The organism is Bradyrhizobium yuanmingense, from assembly GCF_029167105.1.
GTDB lineage: Bacteria > Pseudomonadota > Alphaproteobacteria > Rhizobiales > Xanthobacteraceae > Bradyrhizobium > Bradyrhizobium yuanmingense_A.
Map to the genome: position 1 here is coordinate 183713 of NZ_JARFML010000008.1, position 14912 is coordinate 198624.

At 65.0% G+C, this 14912-nt stretch carries 15 protein-coding genes; 11 read left to right on the forward strand and 4 right to left on the reverse strand.

What is annotated here, in order from left to right:
- Positions 1-23: 23 nt before the first annotated feature.
- The 5 genes from P0R31_RS13070 to P0R31_RS13090 all read left to right on the forward strand — a co-directional run bounded on the left by P0R31_RS13070 (position 24) and on the right by P0R31_RS13090 (position 4201).
- Entirely contained in the window at positions 24-1175 is a 1152-nt protein-coding gene (locus P0R31_RS13070) for a DegT/DnrJ/EryC1/StrS family aminotransferase (protein ID WP_275514479.1), read from the forward strand.
- A gap of 83 nt (positions 1176-1258) precedes the next feature.
- Entirely contained in the window at positions 1259-1516 is a 258-nt protein-coding gene (locus P0R31_RS13075; protein ID WP_275514425.1) for a type II toxin-antitoxin system Phd/YefM family antitoxin, read from the forward strand.
- The gene (locus P0R31_RS13080; RefSeq protein WP_275514426.1) at positions 1516-1926 is read left to right on the forward strand and encodes a type II toxin-antitoxin system VapC family toxin; all 411 of its coding nucleotides are present in this window, start codon (positions 1516-1518) and stop codon (positions 1924-1926) included. The genes P0R31_RS13075 and P0R31_RS13080 overlap by 1 nt, the downstream gene beginning before the upstream one ends.
- A gap of 107 nt (positions 1927-2033) precedes the next feature.
- Positions 2034-3560: a murein biosynthesis integral membrane protein MurJ gene (gene murJ / locus P0R31_RS13085; protein ID WP_275514427.1), complete on the forward strand. Its 1527-nt coding sequence runs from the start codon at positions 2034-2036 to the stop codon at positions 3558-3560.
- A gap of 257 nt (positions 3561-3817) precedes the next feature.
- Entirely contained in the window at positions 3818-4201 is a 384-nt protein-coding gene (locus P0R31_RS13090) for a hypothetical protein (protein ID WP_275514428.1), read from the forward strand.
- Here P0R31_RS13090 and P0R31_RS13095 read toward each other — a convergent pair.
- Complete coding sequence (locus tag P0R31_RS13095) at positions 4158-4694, reverse strand: hypothetical protein (protein ID WP_275514429.1); 537 nt, start codon at positions 4692-4694, stop codon at positions 4158-4160. The genes P0R31_RS13090 and P0R31_RS13095 overlap by 44 nt on opposite strands.
- A gap of 282 nt (positions 4695-4976) precedes the next feature.
- Here P0R31_RS13095 and P0R31_RS13100 point away from each other — a divergent pair, with 282 nt between their 5' ends.
- The 4 genes from P0R31_RS13100 (at position 4977) to P0R31_RS13115 (ending at position 9839) form a co-directional block, all read left to right on the forward strand.
- Positions 4977-5258 carry a hypothetical protein gene (locus tag P0R31_RS13100; protein WP_275514430.1) on the forward strand — a complete coding sequence of 94 codons (282 nt, stop codon included), beginning with the start codon at positions 4977-4979 and terminating at the stop codon, positions 5256-5258.
- A gap of 182 nt (positions 5259-5440) precedes the next feature.
- Positions 5441-7750: a xanthine dehydrogenase family protein molybdopterin-binding subunit gene (locus tag P0R31_RS13105; RefSeq protein ID WP_275514431.1), complete on the forward strand. Its 2310-nt coding sequence runs from the start codon at positions 5441-5443 to the stop codon at positions 7748-7750.
- A gap of 128 nt (positions 7751-7878) precedes the next feature.
- On the forward strand, positions 7879-8328 hold the full coding sequence (locus P0R31_RS13110) for a c-type cytochrome (protein ID WP_275514432.1): 450 nt from the start codon (positions 7879-7881) through the stop codon (positions 8326-8328).
- A 227-nt stretch (positions 8329-8555) separates the two neighbouring features.
- Positions 8556-9839, forward strand: a complete 1284-nt coding sequence (locus tag P0R31_RS13115; RefSeq protein WP_275514433.1) for a cystathionine gamma-synthase family protein — start codon at positions 8556-8558, stop codon at positions 9837-9839.
- 87 nt (positions 9840-9926) lie between these two features.
- Here P0R31_RS13115 and P0R31_RS13120 read toward each other — a convergent pair whose 3' ends face one another.
- A complete protein-coding gene (locus tag P0R31_RS13120) occupies positions 9927-10346 on the reverse strand; it encodes a CHRD domain-containing protein (protein WP_275514434.1) in 420 nt (139 codons plus the stop codon).
- A 147-nt stretch (positions 10347-10493) separates the two neighbouring features.
- Here P0R31_RS13120 and P0R31_RS13125 point away from each other — a divergent pair, with 147 nt between their 5' ends.
- On the forward strand, positions 10494-11417 hold the full coding sequence (locus tag P0R31_RS13125) for a c-type cytochrome (protein WP_275514435.1): 924 nt from the start codon (positions 10494-10496) through the stop codon (positions 11415-11417).
- Positions 11418-11440: 23 nt separating this feature from the next.
- Here P0R31_RS13125 and P0R31_RS13130 read toward each other — a convergent pair whose 3' ends face one another.
- Both P0R31_RS13130 and P0R31_RS13135 read right to left on the reverse strand, forming a co-directional pair.
- Positions 11441-11686, reverse strand: coding sequence for an Lrp/AsnC ligand binding domain-containing protein (locus P0R31_RS13130; RefSeq protein WP_018642903.1), 246 nt, complete (start codon positions 11684-11686; stop codon positions 11441-11443).
- Positions 11687-11788: 102 nt separating this feature from the next.
- Complete coding sequence (locus P0R31_RS13135; RefSeq protein ID WP_275514436.1) at positions 11789-13732, reverse strand: PAS domain S-box protein; 1944 nt, start codon at positions 13730-13732, stop codon at positions 11789-11791.
- Positions 13733-14070: 338 nt separating this feature from the next.
- Between P0R31_RS13135 and thiD the strand changes: the two genes are divergently transcribed.
- Positions 14071-14871, forward strand: a complete 801-nt coding sequence (gene thiD / locus P0R31_RS13140; RefSeq protein WP_275514437.1) for a bifunctional hydroxymethylpyrimidine kinase/phosphomethylpyrimidine kinase — start codon at positions 14071-14073, stop codon at positions 14869-14871.
- The last annotated feature ends 41 nt before the right edge of the window (positions 14872-14912 follow it).

A 14912-nucleotide genomic window follows, 5' to 3' on the forward strand; every position in this document is an offset into this window, starting at 1 on the left:
CCGCTCAAACGTCACAAGGCGTCATGAACCAGCACTTACGTTCCGAACCCATTCCCTTCATCGACGTCGCCTCGCAGCGCCGCCGGCTCGGCGCCTCGCTCGATGCGGCCGTCAAGCGCGTGATGGACCATTGCCAGTTCGTCAACGGGCCGGAAGTCTTCGAGCTCGAGAAGCAGCTCGCGGCCTACTCAGGCGCCAGGCACGTGATCGGCTGCGCCAGCGGCACCGACGCCATCCTGATGGTGATGATGGCCAGGAATGTCGGGCCCGGCGATGCCGTGCTGTGTCCGTCCTTTACCTTCATCGCCACGGCCTCGCCGGTGGCGCGGACCGGCGCGACGCCTGTCTATGTCGACGTCGACGAGACCACCTTCAACATGAGCCCGGAATCGCTCAAGCGCGGCATCGCCTCCGCCCGCAAGGCCGGCCTCAAGCCGGTCGCGGTGATTCCGGTCGATTTGTTCGGCCAGCCCGCCGATCACGATGCCATCGCCGAGATCGCCAGGGCCGAAGGCCTGTTCGTGCTCGACGACGCCGCGCAAGGCTTTGGCGCGAGCTACAAGGGCCGCAAGCTCGGTACGCTCGGGCACGCCACTGCGACCAGCTTCTTCCCGGCAAAGCCGCTCGGCTGCTTCGGCGACGGCGGCGCGATCTTCACCGATGACGACGAGCTCGCCGCCACCTTGCGCAGCATCCGTGTGCACGGGCAGGGCGTCGACAAATACGACAACGTCCGCCTCGGCCTCACCGGCCGGCTCGACACCATGCAGGCCGCGGTCCTGATCGAGAAGCTGAAGATCTTCGATGACGAGATCGCCGCCCGCAACAGGGTCGCGGAGCGCTATGCGCGCGGCCTGTCCAATGTCGTCACCGTGCCGCGCCTTGCGCCCGGCAACACCTCGGTCTGGGCGCAGTACACCATTCGCCTGCCCAAAGGCACCGACCGCGACGGCTTTGCCGCCGCGCTGAAGGCCCAGGGCGTGCCGACTGCGATCTATTACGGCAAGTCGATGCACCAGCAGACCGCCTACAAGCAGTATCCGGTTGCCGAGGGCGGATTGCCGGGTTGCGAGAGCCTGTCGCAGGACGTCATCAGCCTGCCGATGCATGCTTATTTGACCGAGGCCGACCAGGAGCGAATCATCGCCGCCGTCCGCGGCGCGCTGGCGGGGTGACTTGCAGGCCGGATTTCACGCGTTGACGGCGACCCGGGGGATTCTATATTCTAGCTAGAATTTCTAGCTAGAATGGTTTGGCCATGTCGCGGCGCCAGTGGTCCATACAGGACGCCAAAAATAGGTTCAGCGAGGTCGTCGAGGCGGCGCGGCGCGCGCCGCAGATGATCACCAAGCATGGCACGCCCGCGGTCATGGTGGTCGACGTCAACGAGTATGAACGCTTGCGGCGCCTCGAGCGCGCGCAGGCTCCCTCCTTTGCGGACCTGCTCCTCGCGATCCCTCAGGATGACCGCGAATTTCCGCGGGCGAAAGTCCGGATGCGCGAGCCCGGAATCTGATGTTTCTGATCGACACGGTCATCTTGTCCGAGTTGCGCAGACGCGAACGTGATCCGGGGGTCGTCAGGTGGTTCGAGCGCCAACGGACCGCCGATCTTTACCTGAGCATCGTCAGCGTTGGCGAGATCGAGCGCGGCATCGCCCGACAACGCGCGGCTGATCCGGGCTTTGCGACGGCGCTTGCTGCCTGGCTGGATCAGGTGGTGAACCTCTATGGCGAGCGGATTGTACCATTCGACCTGCGCGCAGCACGTCGTTGGGGAGCACTCAGCGCTGCTCTTGGCAACGACAGCGCCGATCTCATGATCGCGGCCACTGCGCTGGAAAATGGCTTTACGGTGGTCACCCGAAACGTCTCCGACTTCAGGCCTGCCGGCGTGACGGTCCTCGATCCCTTCAGCCGAACCTGATCCATCATCGGGGCCGCTTCGAGGAGGCGACAGCCGAACGGCCGATTTTCCGCCTCATCGGAACTGCAAGGCTTATCGCTCGCTCGATAACGCTCTACAAAGGACGCATGCTCGGACGCATCTTCACGGTCGGTGGTTACACGCTGCTCTCGCGGCTGACGGGGTTTGCCCGCGACATCATGCTCGCGGCGATCCTCGGCGCGGGCCCTGTGGCCGACGCCTTTTTCGTGGCGCTGCGCCTGCCCAACCATTTCCGCGCGATCTTCGCCGAGGGCGCCTTCAATGCCGCCTGGGTGCCGGCCTATGCCCATGTCCATGGCGAGAAGGGCGAGGCGGCGGCAAAGCTATTCGCCGATCGCATCTTCACGCTGCTCCTGGCCTCGCAGGTTGTGCTGCTGATCGCCGCCTGGCTGTTCATGCCGCAGGCCATGAGCATTTTGGCGCCGGGCTTCAGTGACGACGCCGAGCAGCGCAAGCTCGCAATCGAGCTGACCCGCATCACCTTTCCCTATCTGCTCTTGATCACGCTAGTGACGCTCTATGGCGGCATGCTCAACGTGATGCAGCGCTTTGCCAGCGCCGCGGCCGCCTCGATCTTCCTCAACGTCGCCATGATGATGACGCTGGCGGTTGCCGTGTGGTTTCCGACCGCGGGCCATGCCGCGGCCTGGGGCGTGCTGATCTCCGGCTTCCTGCAATATTTCCTGCTCGCCGGCGATCTCGCCCGCCATGGCGGCCTGCCGCGCTTTGCGCCATTGAAGCTTGATGAGGACGTCCGTGGTTTCTTCAAGGCGCTGGGGCCTGCGACGCTGGGCTCGATGGGCACGCAGCTCGCGCTGTTCGCCGACACCATCATTGCGACGTTCCTGCCCGCCGGTGCGCTGTCGGCGCTCTATTACGCCGACCGGCTCAACCAACTCCCGATCGGCGTGATCGGGATCGCCATCGGCACGGTGCTGCTGCCGGAGATGTCGCGGCGCATTACCGCCAACGACCAAGACGGCGCGATGCGAGCGCAGCGCCGCGCCTTCGACTTCACGCTGCTGTTCTCGGTGCCGTTCGTGGCCGCCTTCATCACCGTGCCCGATGCGATCATGCGCGCGCTGTTCGCCCGCGGTGCGTTCTCCAAGGCCGATGCCGCCGCCGCCGGTGCGACGCTCGCGGCCTATGCCATCGGCCTCATCCCGTTCGTGCTGATCCGCAGTGCGGTCGCGACTTTTTATGCGCGCAAGGACACGGCAACGCCGGTCCGCGCGTCGCTGACCGGCATCGCCGTCAACGTCGCGCTGAAGGTTGCGTTGATGGGATCGCTCGCCCAGATCGGCCTCGCGCTGGCAACCGCCGTCGGCGTCTGGACCAATCTCTTGCTGGTGCTGTTCTTCGCCGTGCGGCGCGGCTTTCTCGTGCTCGACCGCGCCTGGCTGCTGTCGCTCGCCAAGTTCTTGCTGACCGGCCTCATCCTCGCCGCCGCTTTCTGGCTGATCGCGCGCTTCAGCGGCTCCTGGCTGGGCGCGATACCCTTCCGGGATGAATTGACGCTGGTCCTGCTCGCCGTCAGCGGCACGATCGTCTACGCGCTCGCGATCCTCGTGCTGTTCGGACGCAAGTGGCTGGTCTCGCTGGTGCGTGGCTAGAGAGCACGTCATTCGCCTCCAAGCTGCAGCCAACATCGGTACATCTCTTGATTTTGCGCGATTGCGGTGGTAGGAGTCGCTCATGATCAAGTGCTCGCGCAAAGTCTCCCGCAACCACATCACCCGCTTCGGCTGGGCGGTGGGAGGAGTCGTGCGCTAGGATTTCGACGACAACTTTTCCACCAGGCCCCGCCGGCATCGGACGGGGCCTTTTCTTTTGGCCACGCTCCCTGCCGGCTCAACAGCAGGAGCGTCCGATGCCACCACAACTGACGAACATTTCATCCGAGGCCGAGCACGATGCCGCGGTGCTTCGCCTCGATCGATCCATTGCGCTGGCGAAGCAGGCCATGGACGAGGTCCTGGCGGCAGCGGCTCGCCTCAATGTGTCGATTGCAACACCGGGCCATGCCTCCGGGAGGGAAGTTGCCGCAGCCGCGCCAGCGCAAAGTCCCGAGCGATATTGGCGTGCGTTTCGGGAGTGGCTTCTGCACCCGCGGGTCAGCTTGCTGGACCTGAGTGACAGGGCGCTGATAGACATCGGCCTGACGCGCGCCGAGATCGACCGTCTCGCGCCTGGGCGGGCGATCGATACGCTCAGAGATCGTACGAGCTATCTGTTGAGCCGCGGCGGGATGTGAGTGATCGACAATCCCTGCCGATGCTATCTGGGAGGGGCGCGGCTTTCTCGGGTTCGAGCTTCAACTCGGCAAGGTCTGGCTCAATCCAGCCGTGCCGGGCCTCCCGCGAGAACAGCGCTTCGCGGCTCCAGAAACGCAAGAGTGCGTCCTTTTCGGTTGCCGGGGACGCAAGCACCGCGTTGCAGGCGGCGACAATGTCGTGGCGGCCGACCTCCGCAAGAATTCCTTCGATGATCATCAAGAAGGCCTTCGTAATCGTGTGGTGGTAGCCACGCACATCGTCGTTCACGCCGCCAGCGGCAACATTGTAGGCGCGGATCATCTCGGGGAGTTCGACCCGCCAGTCCCGTGCCGGATCACTGGCGAGCAAATAGCTTGCCACGATCAGATGCTCACGATGGCTGAAACGTGCCCCCGGAAGTGTACGCGCGAGGAAGCCCTCGCCCAGTTCGGCGACTTCTGCAGCATCCGTGCAGCTATGTCTGTTGCCCATGACTAGTTCCTATGTTATCTTGGTACCAAGGTAACATTCTAGGATAAGAAATGCAACTCGGGAATCGATCCAAATCGGCCAGCCCAGGCTTTGTCGGTGTGACCGCAATCCTTCAGAGCGATGACGCACCATCGAGCCCCGCAGGGGAACGGCGAATGCAAGCTTCACCTGATCTCGGAGGGAGGTGAGTTGCAGGTCGGAGACCGATGCCGAGCAAGCCCGGCAATGGCAAGATGCGATCAAACCCCCGCTCAGTTCGCCTTCCGATCGAGGTCACACATTATGAATTCAGAAACCCACAAGCATTCAGTCCAACGCGTACAGACGGGAGTTCGGATCGAGAAGCGCATTCTCAAGGTCGCGAAGGGCCTCGCCGAATACCTGGATATGAGCCTCGGTGATTTGCTGGAGGGCGTTCTGCTGCATTCGTTCGAAGGCAAGACTCCGTTCGAGCCTGCGACGTTGCAACGCATTTCGACGCTGAAAGATTTGTACGGGCTGACGCTCACGGCCTCCGATGCTCATCAGCTATCTGAAGCTCGGGGTGAGCACGAGAACAGCTAAGTGTGAGCGCTTGGCTCTCGCCGTCAACGTCACACGATCACGCTGGGACCTGCCGAGCATTCCAGTGACGCACGCGTGGCGCTTTTGAACCTGCGACCCCTGCGCCCGCCTAAACCCGTTTGCCTTGCCAGTTTTTCCACGGCAATATGCCCACAAAACAACCATGAGAACGGGAAGATAAAATGGCGGCTCCCATCAAGTTCGGCGTTGGCCAAAGCGTGCTGCGCAAGGAGGATGACGCGCTCATCCGCGGCAAGGGCCGCTATACCGACGATTACGCGCCGCAGGCCGCGCTCCGCTGCCTGGTGCTGCGCTCGCCGCATGCGCACGCCAAATACACCATCGATGCGAGCCGCGCGCGCGGCCTGCCGGGCGTCGCTCTGATCCTGACGGCGGACGACGTTGGGGATCTCGGCAATCTGCCCTGCCTGTTCAACCTCGAGACCGATCCGTTCACCGGCCCGCCTTACCCGATCCTGGCCAAGGACGAGGTGCGCCACGTCGGCGATGCCGTCGCCTTCGTGGTTGCCGAGACCATCGACCAGGCTCGCGACGCGATCGAGGCGATCGAGGTCAAATGGTCGCCGCTGCCCGCGGTGACCGGCGTTGTCAACGCCGTGAAGAAAGGCGCACCGCAGGTCTGGCCGGACAAGCCGGGCAACGTGCTGTTCGACGTCTCGATCGGCGACAAAGCGGCGACGGAAGCCGCCTTCGCGAAAGCGCATGCGGTCGCCGAGATCTCCATCGTCAATCCGCGCGTTGTTGCAAGCTTCCTGGAGACCCGCGCGGCGGTCTGCGAATACGATTCCAAGCGCGACCACCTGACGCTGACGGTCGGCAGCCAGGGCAGCCATCGCCTGCGCGACATCCTCTGTCAGAACGTGCTCAACATTCCCACCGACAAGATGCGGGTGATCTGCCCCGACGTCGGCGGCGGGTTCGGCACGAAGCTGTTTCCGTATCGGGAATATGCCCTGATGGCGGTCGCTGCGCGCAAACTGAAGAAGGCGGTGAAGTGGGCGGCCGACCGCTCCGAGCATTTCATGGGCGATGCGCAGGGCCGCGACAACGTCACCACCGCCAAGATGGCGCTGGCTGAAGACGGCAAGTTCCTCGCGATGGATTGCGACCTCATGGGCGACATGGGCGCGTATCTGTCGACCTTCGGGCCCTACATCCCGCATGGCGGCGCGGGCATGCTGCCCGGCCTCTACGACATCCAGGCCTTCCATTGCCGGGTCCGCACGATCTTCACCCACAGCGTGCCGGTCGACGCCTATCGCGGCGCGGGCCGGCCCGAAGCGGCCTATGTCATCGAGCGCCTCGTCGATGCCTGCGCGCGAAAGCTCGACATGACGCCGGACGCCATCCGCCGCAAGAATTTCATCCCGCCGAAGGCGCTGCCCTACAAGACCGCGACCGGCAAGGTCTACGATTCCGGCGACTTCGCCGCTCACCTGAAGCGCGCGATGGAGATCGCGGAATGGAAGGAATTTCCCAAGCGCGCCAAGGCGGCCAAGAAGGGCGGCCTGATCCGCGGCATCGGGCTTGCGAGCTATGTCGAGATTTGCGGCGTGATGGGTGAGGAGACGGCCAACGTTCGCCTCGATGCCAATGGCGATGTCACCGTGCTGATCGGCACGCAATCGAGCGGGCAGGGCCATCAGACCGCCTATGCGCAGATCGTCGCCGAGCAGTTCGGCGTCGCGCCCGAGCGCGTGCATGTCCGCCAGGGCGACACCGACGAGATCGCGACCGGCCTCGGCACCGGCGGCTCGGCCTCGATCCCCTCGGGCGGCGTCAGCGTCGAGCGCGCCACGCGCGAGCTCGGCCAGAAGCTGAAGGAGATCGCGGCGCAGGCGCTGGAAGCCAGCGCCGGCGACCTCGAGATTTCGGAAGGCGTGGTGCGGATCGCCGGCACCGACCGTTCGATCTCGTTCGCCGATCTGGCCAAGCGGCCCGGGGCCGATCCGTCGAAGCTCAACGGCAGCGCGACCTTTGCCAGCGCCGACGGCACCTATCCCAACGGCACCCATGTTGCGGAGGTCGAGATCGATCCGGCGACCGGCATCATCAAGATCGTCAATTACGTGATCGTCGACGATTTCGGCAAGACGCTCAATCCGCTGCTTTTGGCGGGCCAGGTGCATGGCGGCGCCATGCAGGGCATCGGCCAGGCCTTGATGGAACAGGTGGTATATGGACCGAGCGACGGCCAGCTCATCACCGCGACCTTCATGGACTATGCGCTGCCGCGCGCGGCGGACGGGCCGGCCTTCGTGTTCGAGACCCACAACGTCCCCTGCAAGACCAATCCGATGGGCGTGAAGGGGGCCGGCGAGGCCGGCGCGATTGGCTCCTGTCCGGCCGTCGTCAACGCCATCGTCGATGCGCTCTGGCGCGAATACAAGATCGACCACATCGACATGCCGGCAACGCCCGAGCGGGTGTGGGTTGCGATCAGCGAGCATCACCGCCGTCACAGCTTGTGAAGCCGCGCTTCCCGCGCGCACGGGAATAAACCCGCCGCGCGGGGTTCTACCCATGATGGGTCCCGGCTTCGCGCGAAGCCGGTGGCGTCTCATTCCCTGAACGTCTCGAGAGCCGGAGAAACCAACCAATGAAACGGACGATGATTGTCGCGGGCGTCCTCGTGCTGGGCGCGGGCGCCGTCATGGCGCAACAGGAGATTGCCGTCCAGCAGGACAATCTGATGAAATCGATCGCCAAGAACCAGTACGGCGTCCTTCAGAAGATGAGCAAGGGCGATATTCCCTTCGACAAGAAAGCGGTCGATCAGGCCATCGCCGCCATCGAGGCCGATGTGGCCAAGATCGCCAAGACCTTCGAGATCAATCCCAAGCAGGATGTCGTCAATGCGACGTATGGCTCCTCGCCGAAGGTCTGGCAGAACAAGGCCGATTTCGATGCCAAGATCCCGCCGGTGCAGAAGGCGATCACCGACGTCAAAGGCAAGATCACCGATGTCGCGGGTCTGAAGGCGGCTTACACGACGATCAACGACCGCTGCAATGATTGTCACGAAACCTATCGCGTGAAGTTGAAATAGCGGGGCGACGAAGAAGTAGTGAAGGGGCGGTTGCGAAGGCAGCCGCCTTTTTTTGCGTGCCGCGCGCCGCAGCGAGGCGGTAATTCCGTCAGCAAGGCCTGACGGATTGCCGCGAGAGCGGCTATCTTGCCGCCAACGGCCGTGCGCTCAGACGAGCCTCCTCCCGGCACCCCCACGTCGGAGTTCCAATGCGCGGCGAGCAGCTCAAATCAACAGTGAGACAGGCCATGGCAAAACCGTTCCCGTCCAAGACCCATATCGGCAATCACCTGCTGCATCCGGAAACCCTGATGCTGACCTATGGCTATGATCCGCAATTGTCGGAGGGCGCCATCAAGCCGCCGGTGTTCCTGACCTCCACCTTCGTGTTCAAGACTGCCGAGGACGGGCAGGACTTCTTCGACTACGTCGCCGGCCGGCGCGAGCCGCCGGAAGGCATGGGCGCGGGCCTGGTCTATTCGCGCTTCAATCATCCCAACAGCGAGATCGTCGAGGACCGGCTCGCGATCTACGAGCGCACGGAGAGTTGCGCGCTGTTCTCGTCCGGCATGGCGGCGATCGCAACCACGATCCTGGCCTTCGTTCGCCCCGGCGATGTCATCCTGCATTCGCAGCCGCTCTATGGCGGGACGGAGACGCTGCTGACGAACACGCTCGCGCGCCTGTCGATCGGCGCCGTCGGCTTTGCCGACGGCATCGACGAGACGGCGGTCAAGCAGGCCTCGGAGGAGGCCATGGGCAAGGGGCGCGTTTCGATGATCCTGATCGAGACGCCGGCCAATCCGACCAACGGCCTCGTCGACATCGCAATGATCCGCCGCACCGCCGAGGCCATCGGCAAGGCCCAGGGACACACGCCGGTCATCGCCTGCGACAACACGCTGCTCGGGCCGGTGTTTCAGCGGCCGATCGAGCACGGCGCGGACCTGTCGCTGTATTCGCTGACAAAGTATGTCGGCGGCCATTCCGACCTGATCGCGGGCGCCGCGCTCGGATCGAAGGCGATCATGAAAGGCATCAAGGCGCTGCGCGGCGCCATCGGCACCCAGCTCGATCCGCATTCGTGCTGGATGATCAACCGCTCGCTCGAGACGCTCAGCCTGCGGATGGAGAAAGCCGATGCGAATGCGCGGCTCGTGGCAGACTTCCTGCGCGACCACCCGAAGGTCGCCAGGGTGCACTATCTCGGTCATCACGAGCAGGGCTCGCTGTCCGGCCGTGTGTTTGCGCGGCAATGCCTGGGTGCGGGCTCGACGTTCTCGTTCGACATCGTCGGCGGCAAGGAGGCAGCGGTGAAATTCCTCAACGCGCTGCAGATCCTCAAGCTGGCGGTGAGCCTCGGCGGCACGGAATCGCTCGCAAGCCTGCCGGCGACGATGACCCATTCCGGCGTTCCCGCCGACATCCGCCAAAAGATCGGCGTGCTCGATTCCACGATTCGGCTGTCGATCGGCATCGAGAATCCGTCGGACCTGATCGCCGATCTCGCGCAGGCGCTGAACGCGGCTTGAGCGAGGCAGGTCCTCGCCCCGAATCGAAAAGGCCGGACGCTCCCTCCTTGCGTCCGGCCTTTCCGCGACGAAGTCCGCGTTTTCGCTTTACTTCGTCACCTGACCGCGAATCTCGCCGCCCGGGTTCGCTGCGGTGTGGATGTTGATGTAGTACTTGCCGCCGAGCAGATCGGCGGCCTGCGCGTCGGTGAGCGTGGCTTCGCCCTTGACCGGGCTCGAGGCTGCATTCGGGATCGGGACGGCGACGCCGGCGTTCTTGCCGGCTTCGGCAGGCCCGTGGAAATGCGCGGCGGTGGCGGGGCCCGACAGACCGGAATAAGTGACGGTCCAGGACAGCTTCTTGCTGGCAGCGTCGTAGTCCAGATCGGCCGTTCCGGTGGCGCTACTGGTGTTGGCGGGGACTTCGGATTTGCCGTCCAGCGTCGCCTTCAGTTTCTCCGCGCTGGCCGGGGCGGCGAACGCAACGGCAGCTCCGAGTACCAGTGTGGCAAAAACGGCTTTGGTCATGGGTTTCTCCTGTTGAGGCCTGATGGCTCTTCAAACAGTGCGTCATGCGGTTTATTCCGGCATTACAGCCCTGCCGTCTAAAATATTCGTGGTTGGATCGGGCGCGGCATGACCCTTAAGTTCGCGCGTTCACGATGGAATGATCGAATGTTGCGACGAACGCTTCTTGCCGCCCTGATCGCCGCCGCCGCGGCGTTCGCCCTCTATTGGTGGTTGACCGCCCCGGCCGTGCTGGCCTTGCCGGCGCCGACTCGCAACCCCGATCTCGCCAACGGGCAGGAGCTGTTCAACGCCGGCGGCTGCTCGTCCTGTCATGCCACCCCCAATCAGCCCGATCGCCTGCGGCTCGGCGGCGGGCTGGCGCTGGGCTCGCCGTTCGGGACGTTCTACGTCCCCAATATTTCCCCCGATCCCGCCGACGGGATCGGCCGCTGGAGCGAGGCCGATTTCGTCAACGCCGTGATGCGCGGCATCTCGCCCGCGGGCACGCACTATTTCCCTGCGTTTCCCTACACGTCCTATCGTCTGGCAAGCGTCGACGACGTCCGCGATCTCTTTGCCTATCTGAAGACGCTTCCGCCGGTATCCGGCACAGTGGGCGACCACGCGCTGCCGTTTCCGTTCAACATCCGCCGCAATGTCGGCATCTGGAAATTGCTGTTCATGGACACCGCGCCGTTCGTCGCGGACGCTACGCGCTCGCCGCAATGGAATCGCGGAGCCTATCTCGTGAACGCTTTCGGCCATTGCGCCGAATGCCACAGCCCGCGTAATGCGCTCGGCGGCATCATCGCCGGCCAGCGCTTTGCCGGCGGGCCCAATCCGGAAGGGGAGGGCTGGGTGCCCAACATCACGCAGCAGGGCATCGGCAGCTGGAGCGAGAAGGATATCGCGGATTTTCTCGAGACCGGCGACATGCCCGAGGGCGACAGCGCTTCGGGGGCGATGCGGCCGGTGATCAAGAACCTTGCGCAACTGACCGCGGAAGACCGCGCCGCGATGGCCGCCTATCTGAAATCGCTGCCGCCGGTGCAGGGACCGACACCGCCCAAGCGCAAGGAGGGCGGCTAGCGCTGCCGGCGCTTCGGCGTGATCTAGCCGGTGCCGAACGCCTTGAAGGTGATGATGGTGAGGGTGTCCTGAATGCCCGGCAGCACCTGCACCTTCTCATTCACGAAGTGGCCGATGTCGGTGTCCTTGTCGACGTAGAACTTCACCAGGAGGTCGTATTGGCCGGCCGTGGAGTAGATCTCGGAGGCGATCTCGGCTTCGGCAAGCGCATTGGCCACCGTATAGGACTGGCCGAGCTTGCACTTGATCTGAACGAAAAAAGGAACCATCGCGGGCACTCCGAAAGCGTATTCTTCCGGCTAATAGGCCAAAACCGGCTGGATTTAGCAAGCGAACTTGCTGGATCATCCGAGGCGCATTCGGGCGCGATGCTAGGATGGGACCGCTGCGGCGGCCAATGCATCCCTCAGCCGCTGGGCGAGCTCGACCTTGCGGTAGGGCTTGGTCAGCACGATCGCCTGCGCCTGCGCGCGGCCCTGCTCGACCAGGGTCTCCAGCGCGTAGCCCGAGGTGAACAGGACCGGCAGGCCGGGACGCACCCGCCGCGCCTGATCGGCGAGCTCCCAGCCGCTCATGCCGCCGGGCATCACGATATCGGTGAACAGCAAGTCGATGCCGGGATCGCTCTGCAGCTGCTGCAAGGCATCCTTGCCGTTGACCGCGGCGACGACGCGATATCCGAGCGCTTCCACCCTGCGAATGACGGAGGAGCGGACGAACGGATCGTCCTCGACGATCAGGACCGTCTCGTAGCCTCGCGGCGCCGTGTCCTCGCCGTCGGGAAGATCGGCTTGCGACCTACCGGTGCTCGCGCGCGGCAGGTAGATCCTGGCCGTGGTGCCAAGGCCAGCCTCGCTGTAGATCGAGACATGGCCGCCTGACTGCTTGGCAAAGCCATAGACCATGCTGAGGCCGAGGCCCGAGCCCTTGCCGACCTCCTTGGTGGTGAAGAACGGCTCGAACGCGCGTGCGGCGACCTCGGGCGTCATGCCTTCGCCGTCATCGGTAACCGCGATCAGGGCGTAGCTGCCGGGTGCGACCTCCCGGTGAACGGCACCGTCATCATCCTCGATCGTGACCAGCTCCGTGGCCAGCGTCAGGTGGCCTCCCGATGGCATGGCATCCTGCGCGTTGAGCGCGAGATTGAGCACGGCGGATTCGAGCTGGGCGCGGTCGGCAAAGGCCAGGATCGTGCCGGGCCCGGAGGTCGTCCTGATCTCGATGTCTTCGCGCAAGGTGCGCTTGAGCAGCTTGAACATGGAATCGAGCAGGCTCCGGCAATCGATCGTCTGAGGCCGCAGCAATTGGCGGCGGCTGAAGGCGAGCAGGCGCTGCGTCAGCTCGGCGCCCCGTTCGCCCGATTGGCAGATGTCGTCGGCAAAGCGCCCGAGGTCGGGCCTCGCCTTGAGCTGCTCGCTCAGGTGCTCGGCATTGCCGATGATGACGGTCAGCAGATTGTTGAAGTCGTGCGCGATGCCGCCGGAGAGCTGACCGACCGTCTCCATCTTCTGCGCCTGCTGAAGCTGCTGCTCGGTCAGCTTGCGCGCGGTGAGGTCGTGGACGATGCCGACGAAGATCAATTCGCCATCCTGCCGCGCCTCGCCGACCGACAGGTCCATCGGAAACGTCGTGCCGTCCTTGCGCAGGCCGACGGCCTCGCCGCCGGTCGCGAAATGCCGCGCCTGGCGGTCGGGCGCCGCATCCGCCTCGGGCATCAGCATGCCGACGTTGCGGTTCATCACCTCGTCGGCACGGTAGCCGAACAGGCGCTCGCAGGCCGGATTGAACAGCAGGATGCGGTCCTGCGCATCGAACAGGATGACGCCGTCGACCGCGGTCTCGACGATCGCGGTGAGGCGCGCCACGCTCTCACGCATCGCGCGCTGGGCGTCGCGGACCTGCTGCAGCAGCAGCGTGGCGTCGCGGCTCTTGATTTCCTCCTCCTCGAGCGCGGCCTGGACCTGTCGCAGCTCGAACGGCGAGGGGATCGTCAGGATCTTCGGCAGCAGCGGCCAGAGCGCGGCGGCGGTGAAGACCGACGCGACCGCCGTGGCGGCCTTGACCATCCCCTCGATGCCATAGATCGGAACCCAGAGCGTGTAGATCGACAGCACGTGGGTCAGGCCGCAGGCCAAGATGAAGATCGCGAACGCCCAGTAGACCCAGCCGAATTTGAGGTCGCGCCGCCTGGTGACGAGGATGGCGAGGGCGAACGGGATCGAGAAATAGGCGGCGGCAATAGAGGCGTCGGAAACGACGTGAAGCCAGATCAGCTCAGGCTCCCACAGCAGGCAGATGCCGTGCGGCGACAGCATGGACGAGTCGAGGAGACGTTCGAAGAAGGCCCACATCGTTCCACCCCAAGGAGTCTTGTTCAGGTGGCTTGCGGGGCCGGGCGGCCCGCAACATGGGGGCGCTGGACGGTTCCACCACCTGACGTCTCGCGCAACCGGCGAAGCACGGTAAGGTATGCGACTATACCAAGGGTCCCGCGCCGTTGCATTTTCAAGTCCGCATCATTGCGGGCCCTTGGCCGGTGCTGTGTCCGGCTGATTCGCGAATCACGCTTGGCGGCGGCCCGGCGCGCTTGCTGACGCTCCGCGGTCGCGCTACGAGAGGCCATGGCGGCCTCCTCAAGCACATGTCTCCCGCGATGACGACCCCGGTCGCACTCACCATCGCCGGTTCCGATTCGAGCGGCGGCGCCGGCATCCAGGCGGATCTGAAGACCTTTGCCGCGCTCGGCGTCTATGGCGCCTCCGTGATCACGGCGCTGACGGCGCAGAACACGCGCGGCGTGACCGGCATTCACGCGGTGCCGGCCGGGTTCGTCACCGAGCAGATCGACGCGGTGTTCTCCGACCTCGACATCGGTGCGGTGAAGATCGGCATGGTGGCCCAGGCCGCCAGCATCGATGCCATCGCGGCCGCGCTGTCGCGCTGGGCGCCGCGGCATGTCGTGCTCGATCCCGTCATGGTGGCGACCTCCGGCGACCGCCTGCTCGCCACGGAGGCCGTCGACGCCCTGCGCACCAGGCTGATGCCGCTGGCTGCCGTGATCACGCCGAACCTCCCCGAGGCTGCGGCCCTGCTCGATGCGCCGGTGGCGGCGAGCGAGGCCGAAATCGAAAGCCAGGGACGACGGCTGCTGGCGCTGGGCTGCCGCGCCGTCCTGATCAAAGGCGGGCACGGCGAGGGCGCCGAGAGCACCGACTATCTCGTCACTGCCGAGACCGCGATCGCGCTCGCCGCGCCGCGTGTGGCCACCCGCAACACCCATGGCACCGGCTGTTCGCTGTCCTCCGCCATCGCGGCAGGGCTGGCCAGGGGCGAGGACCTCGAGGCCGCCGTGCGCAACGCCAAGGCCTGGATCAGCGCCGCGATCGCCGCCGCCGACCGCTTCAGCGTCGGCCACGGCCACGGGCCGGTCCATCATTTCCACAAGTTCTACTGAGGCGTGCCGCCGGCGGGAGGCTCGGTCGCACTTGAGGCACG

Coding starts and splice junctions, on each gene's coding strand:
- P0R31_RS13070 (WP_275514479.1), top strand. CDS start 24: ATGAACCAGCACTTACGTTCCGAACCCATTCCCTTCATCGACGTCGCC.
- P0R31_RS13075 (WP_275514425.1), top strand. CDS start 1,259: ATGTCGCGGCGCCAGTGGTCCATACAGGACGCCAAAAATAGGTTCAGC.
- P0R31_RS13080 (WP_275514426.1), top strand. CDS start 1,516: ATGTTTCTGATCGACACGGTCATCTTGTCCGAGTTGCGCAGACGCGAA.
- murJ (WP_275514427.1), top strand. CDS start 2,034: ATGCTCGGACGCATCTTCACGGTCGGTGGTTACACGCTGCTCTCGCGG.
- P0R31_RS13090 (WP_275514428.1), top strand. CDS start 3,818: ATGCCACCACAACTGACGAACATTTCATCCGAGGCCGAGCACGATGCC.
- P0R31_RS13095 (WP_275514429.1), bottom strand. CDS start 4,694: ATGGGCAACAGACATAGCTGCACGGATGCTGCAGAAGTCGCCGAACTG.
- P0R31_RS13100 (WP_275514430.1), top strand. CDS start 4,977: ATGAATTCAGAAACCCACAAGCATTCAGTCCAACGCGTACAGACGGGA.
- P0R31_RS13105 (WP_275514431.1), top strand. CDS start 5,441: ATGGCGGCTCCCATCAAGTTCGGCGTTGGCCAAAGCGTGCTGCGCAAG.
- P0R31_RS13110 (WP_275514432.1), top strand. CDS start 7,879: ATGAAACGGACGATGATTGTCGCGGGCGTCCTCGTGCTGGGCGCGGGC.
- P0R31_RS13115 (WP_275514433.1), top strand. CDS start 8,556: ATGGCAAAACCGTTCCCGTCCAAGACCCATATCGGCAATCACCTGCTG.
- P0R31_RS13120 (WP_275514434.1), bottom strand. CDS start 10,346: ATGACCAAAGCCGTTTTTGCCACACTGGTACTCGGAGCTGCCGTTGCG.
- P0R31_RS13125 (WP_275514435.1), top strand. CDS start 10,494: ATGTTGCGACGAACGCTTCTTGCCGCCCTGATCGCCGCCGCCGCGGCG.
- P0R31_RS13130 (WP_018642903.1), bottom strand. CDS start 11,686: ATGGTTCCTTTTTTCGTTCAGATCAAGTGCAAGCTCGGCCAGTCCTAT.
- P0R31_RS13135 (WP_275514436.1), bottom strand. CDS start 13,732: ATGCTGTCGCCGCACGGCATCTGCCTGCTGTGGGAGCCTGAGCTGATC.
- thiD (WP_275514437.1), top strand. CDS start 14,071: ATGACGACCCCGGTCGCACTCACCATCGCCGGTTCCGATTCGAGCGGC.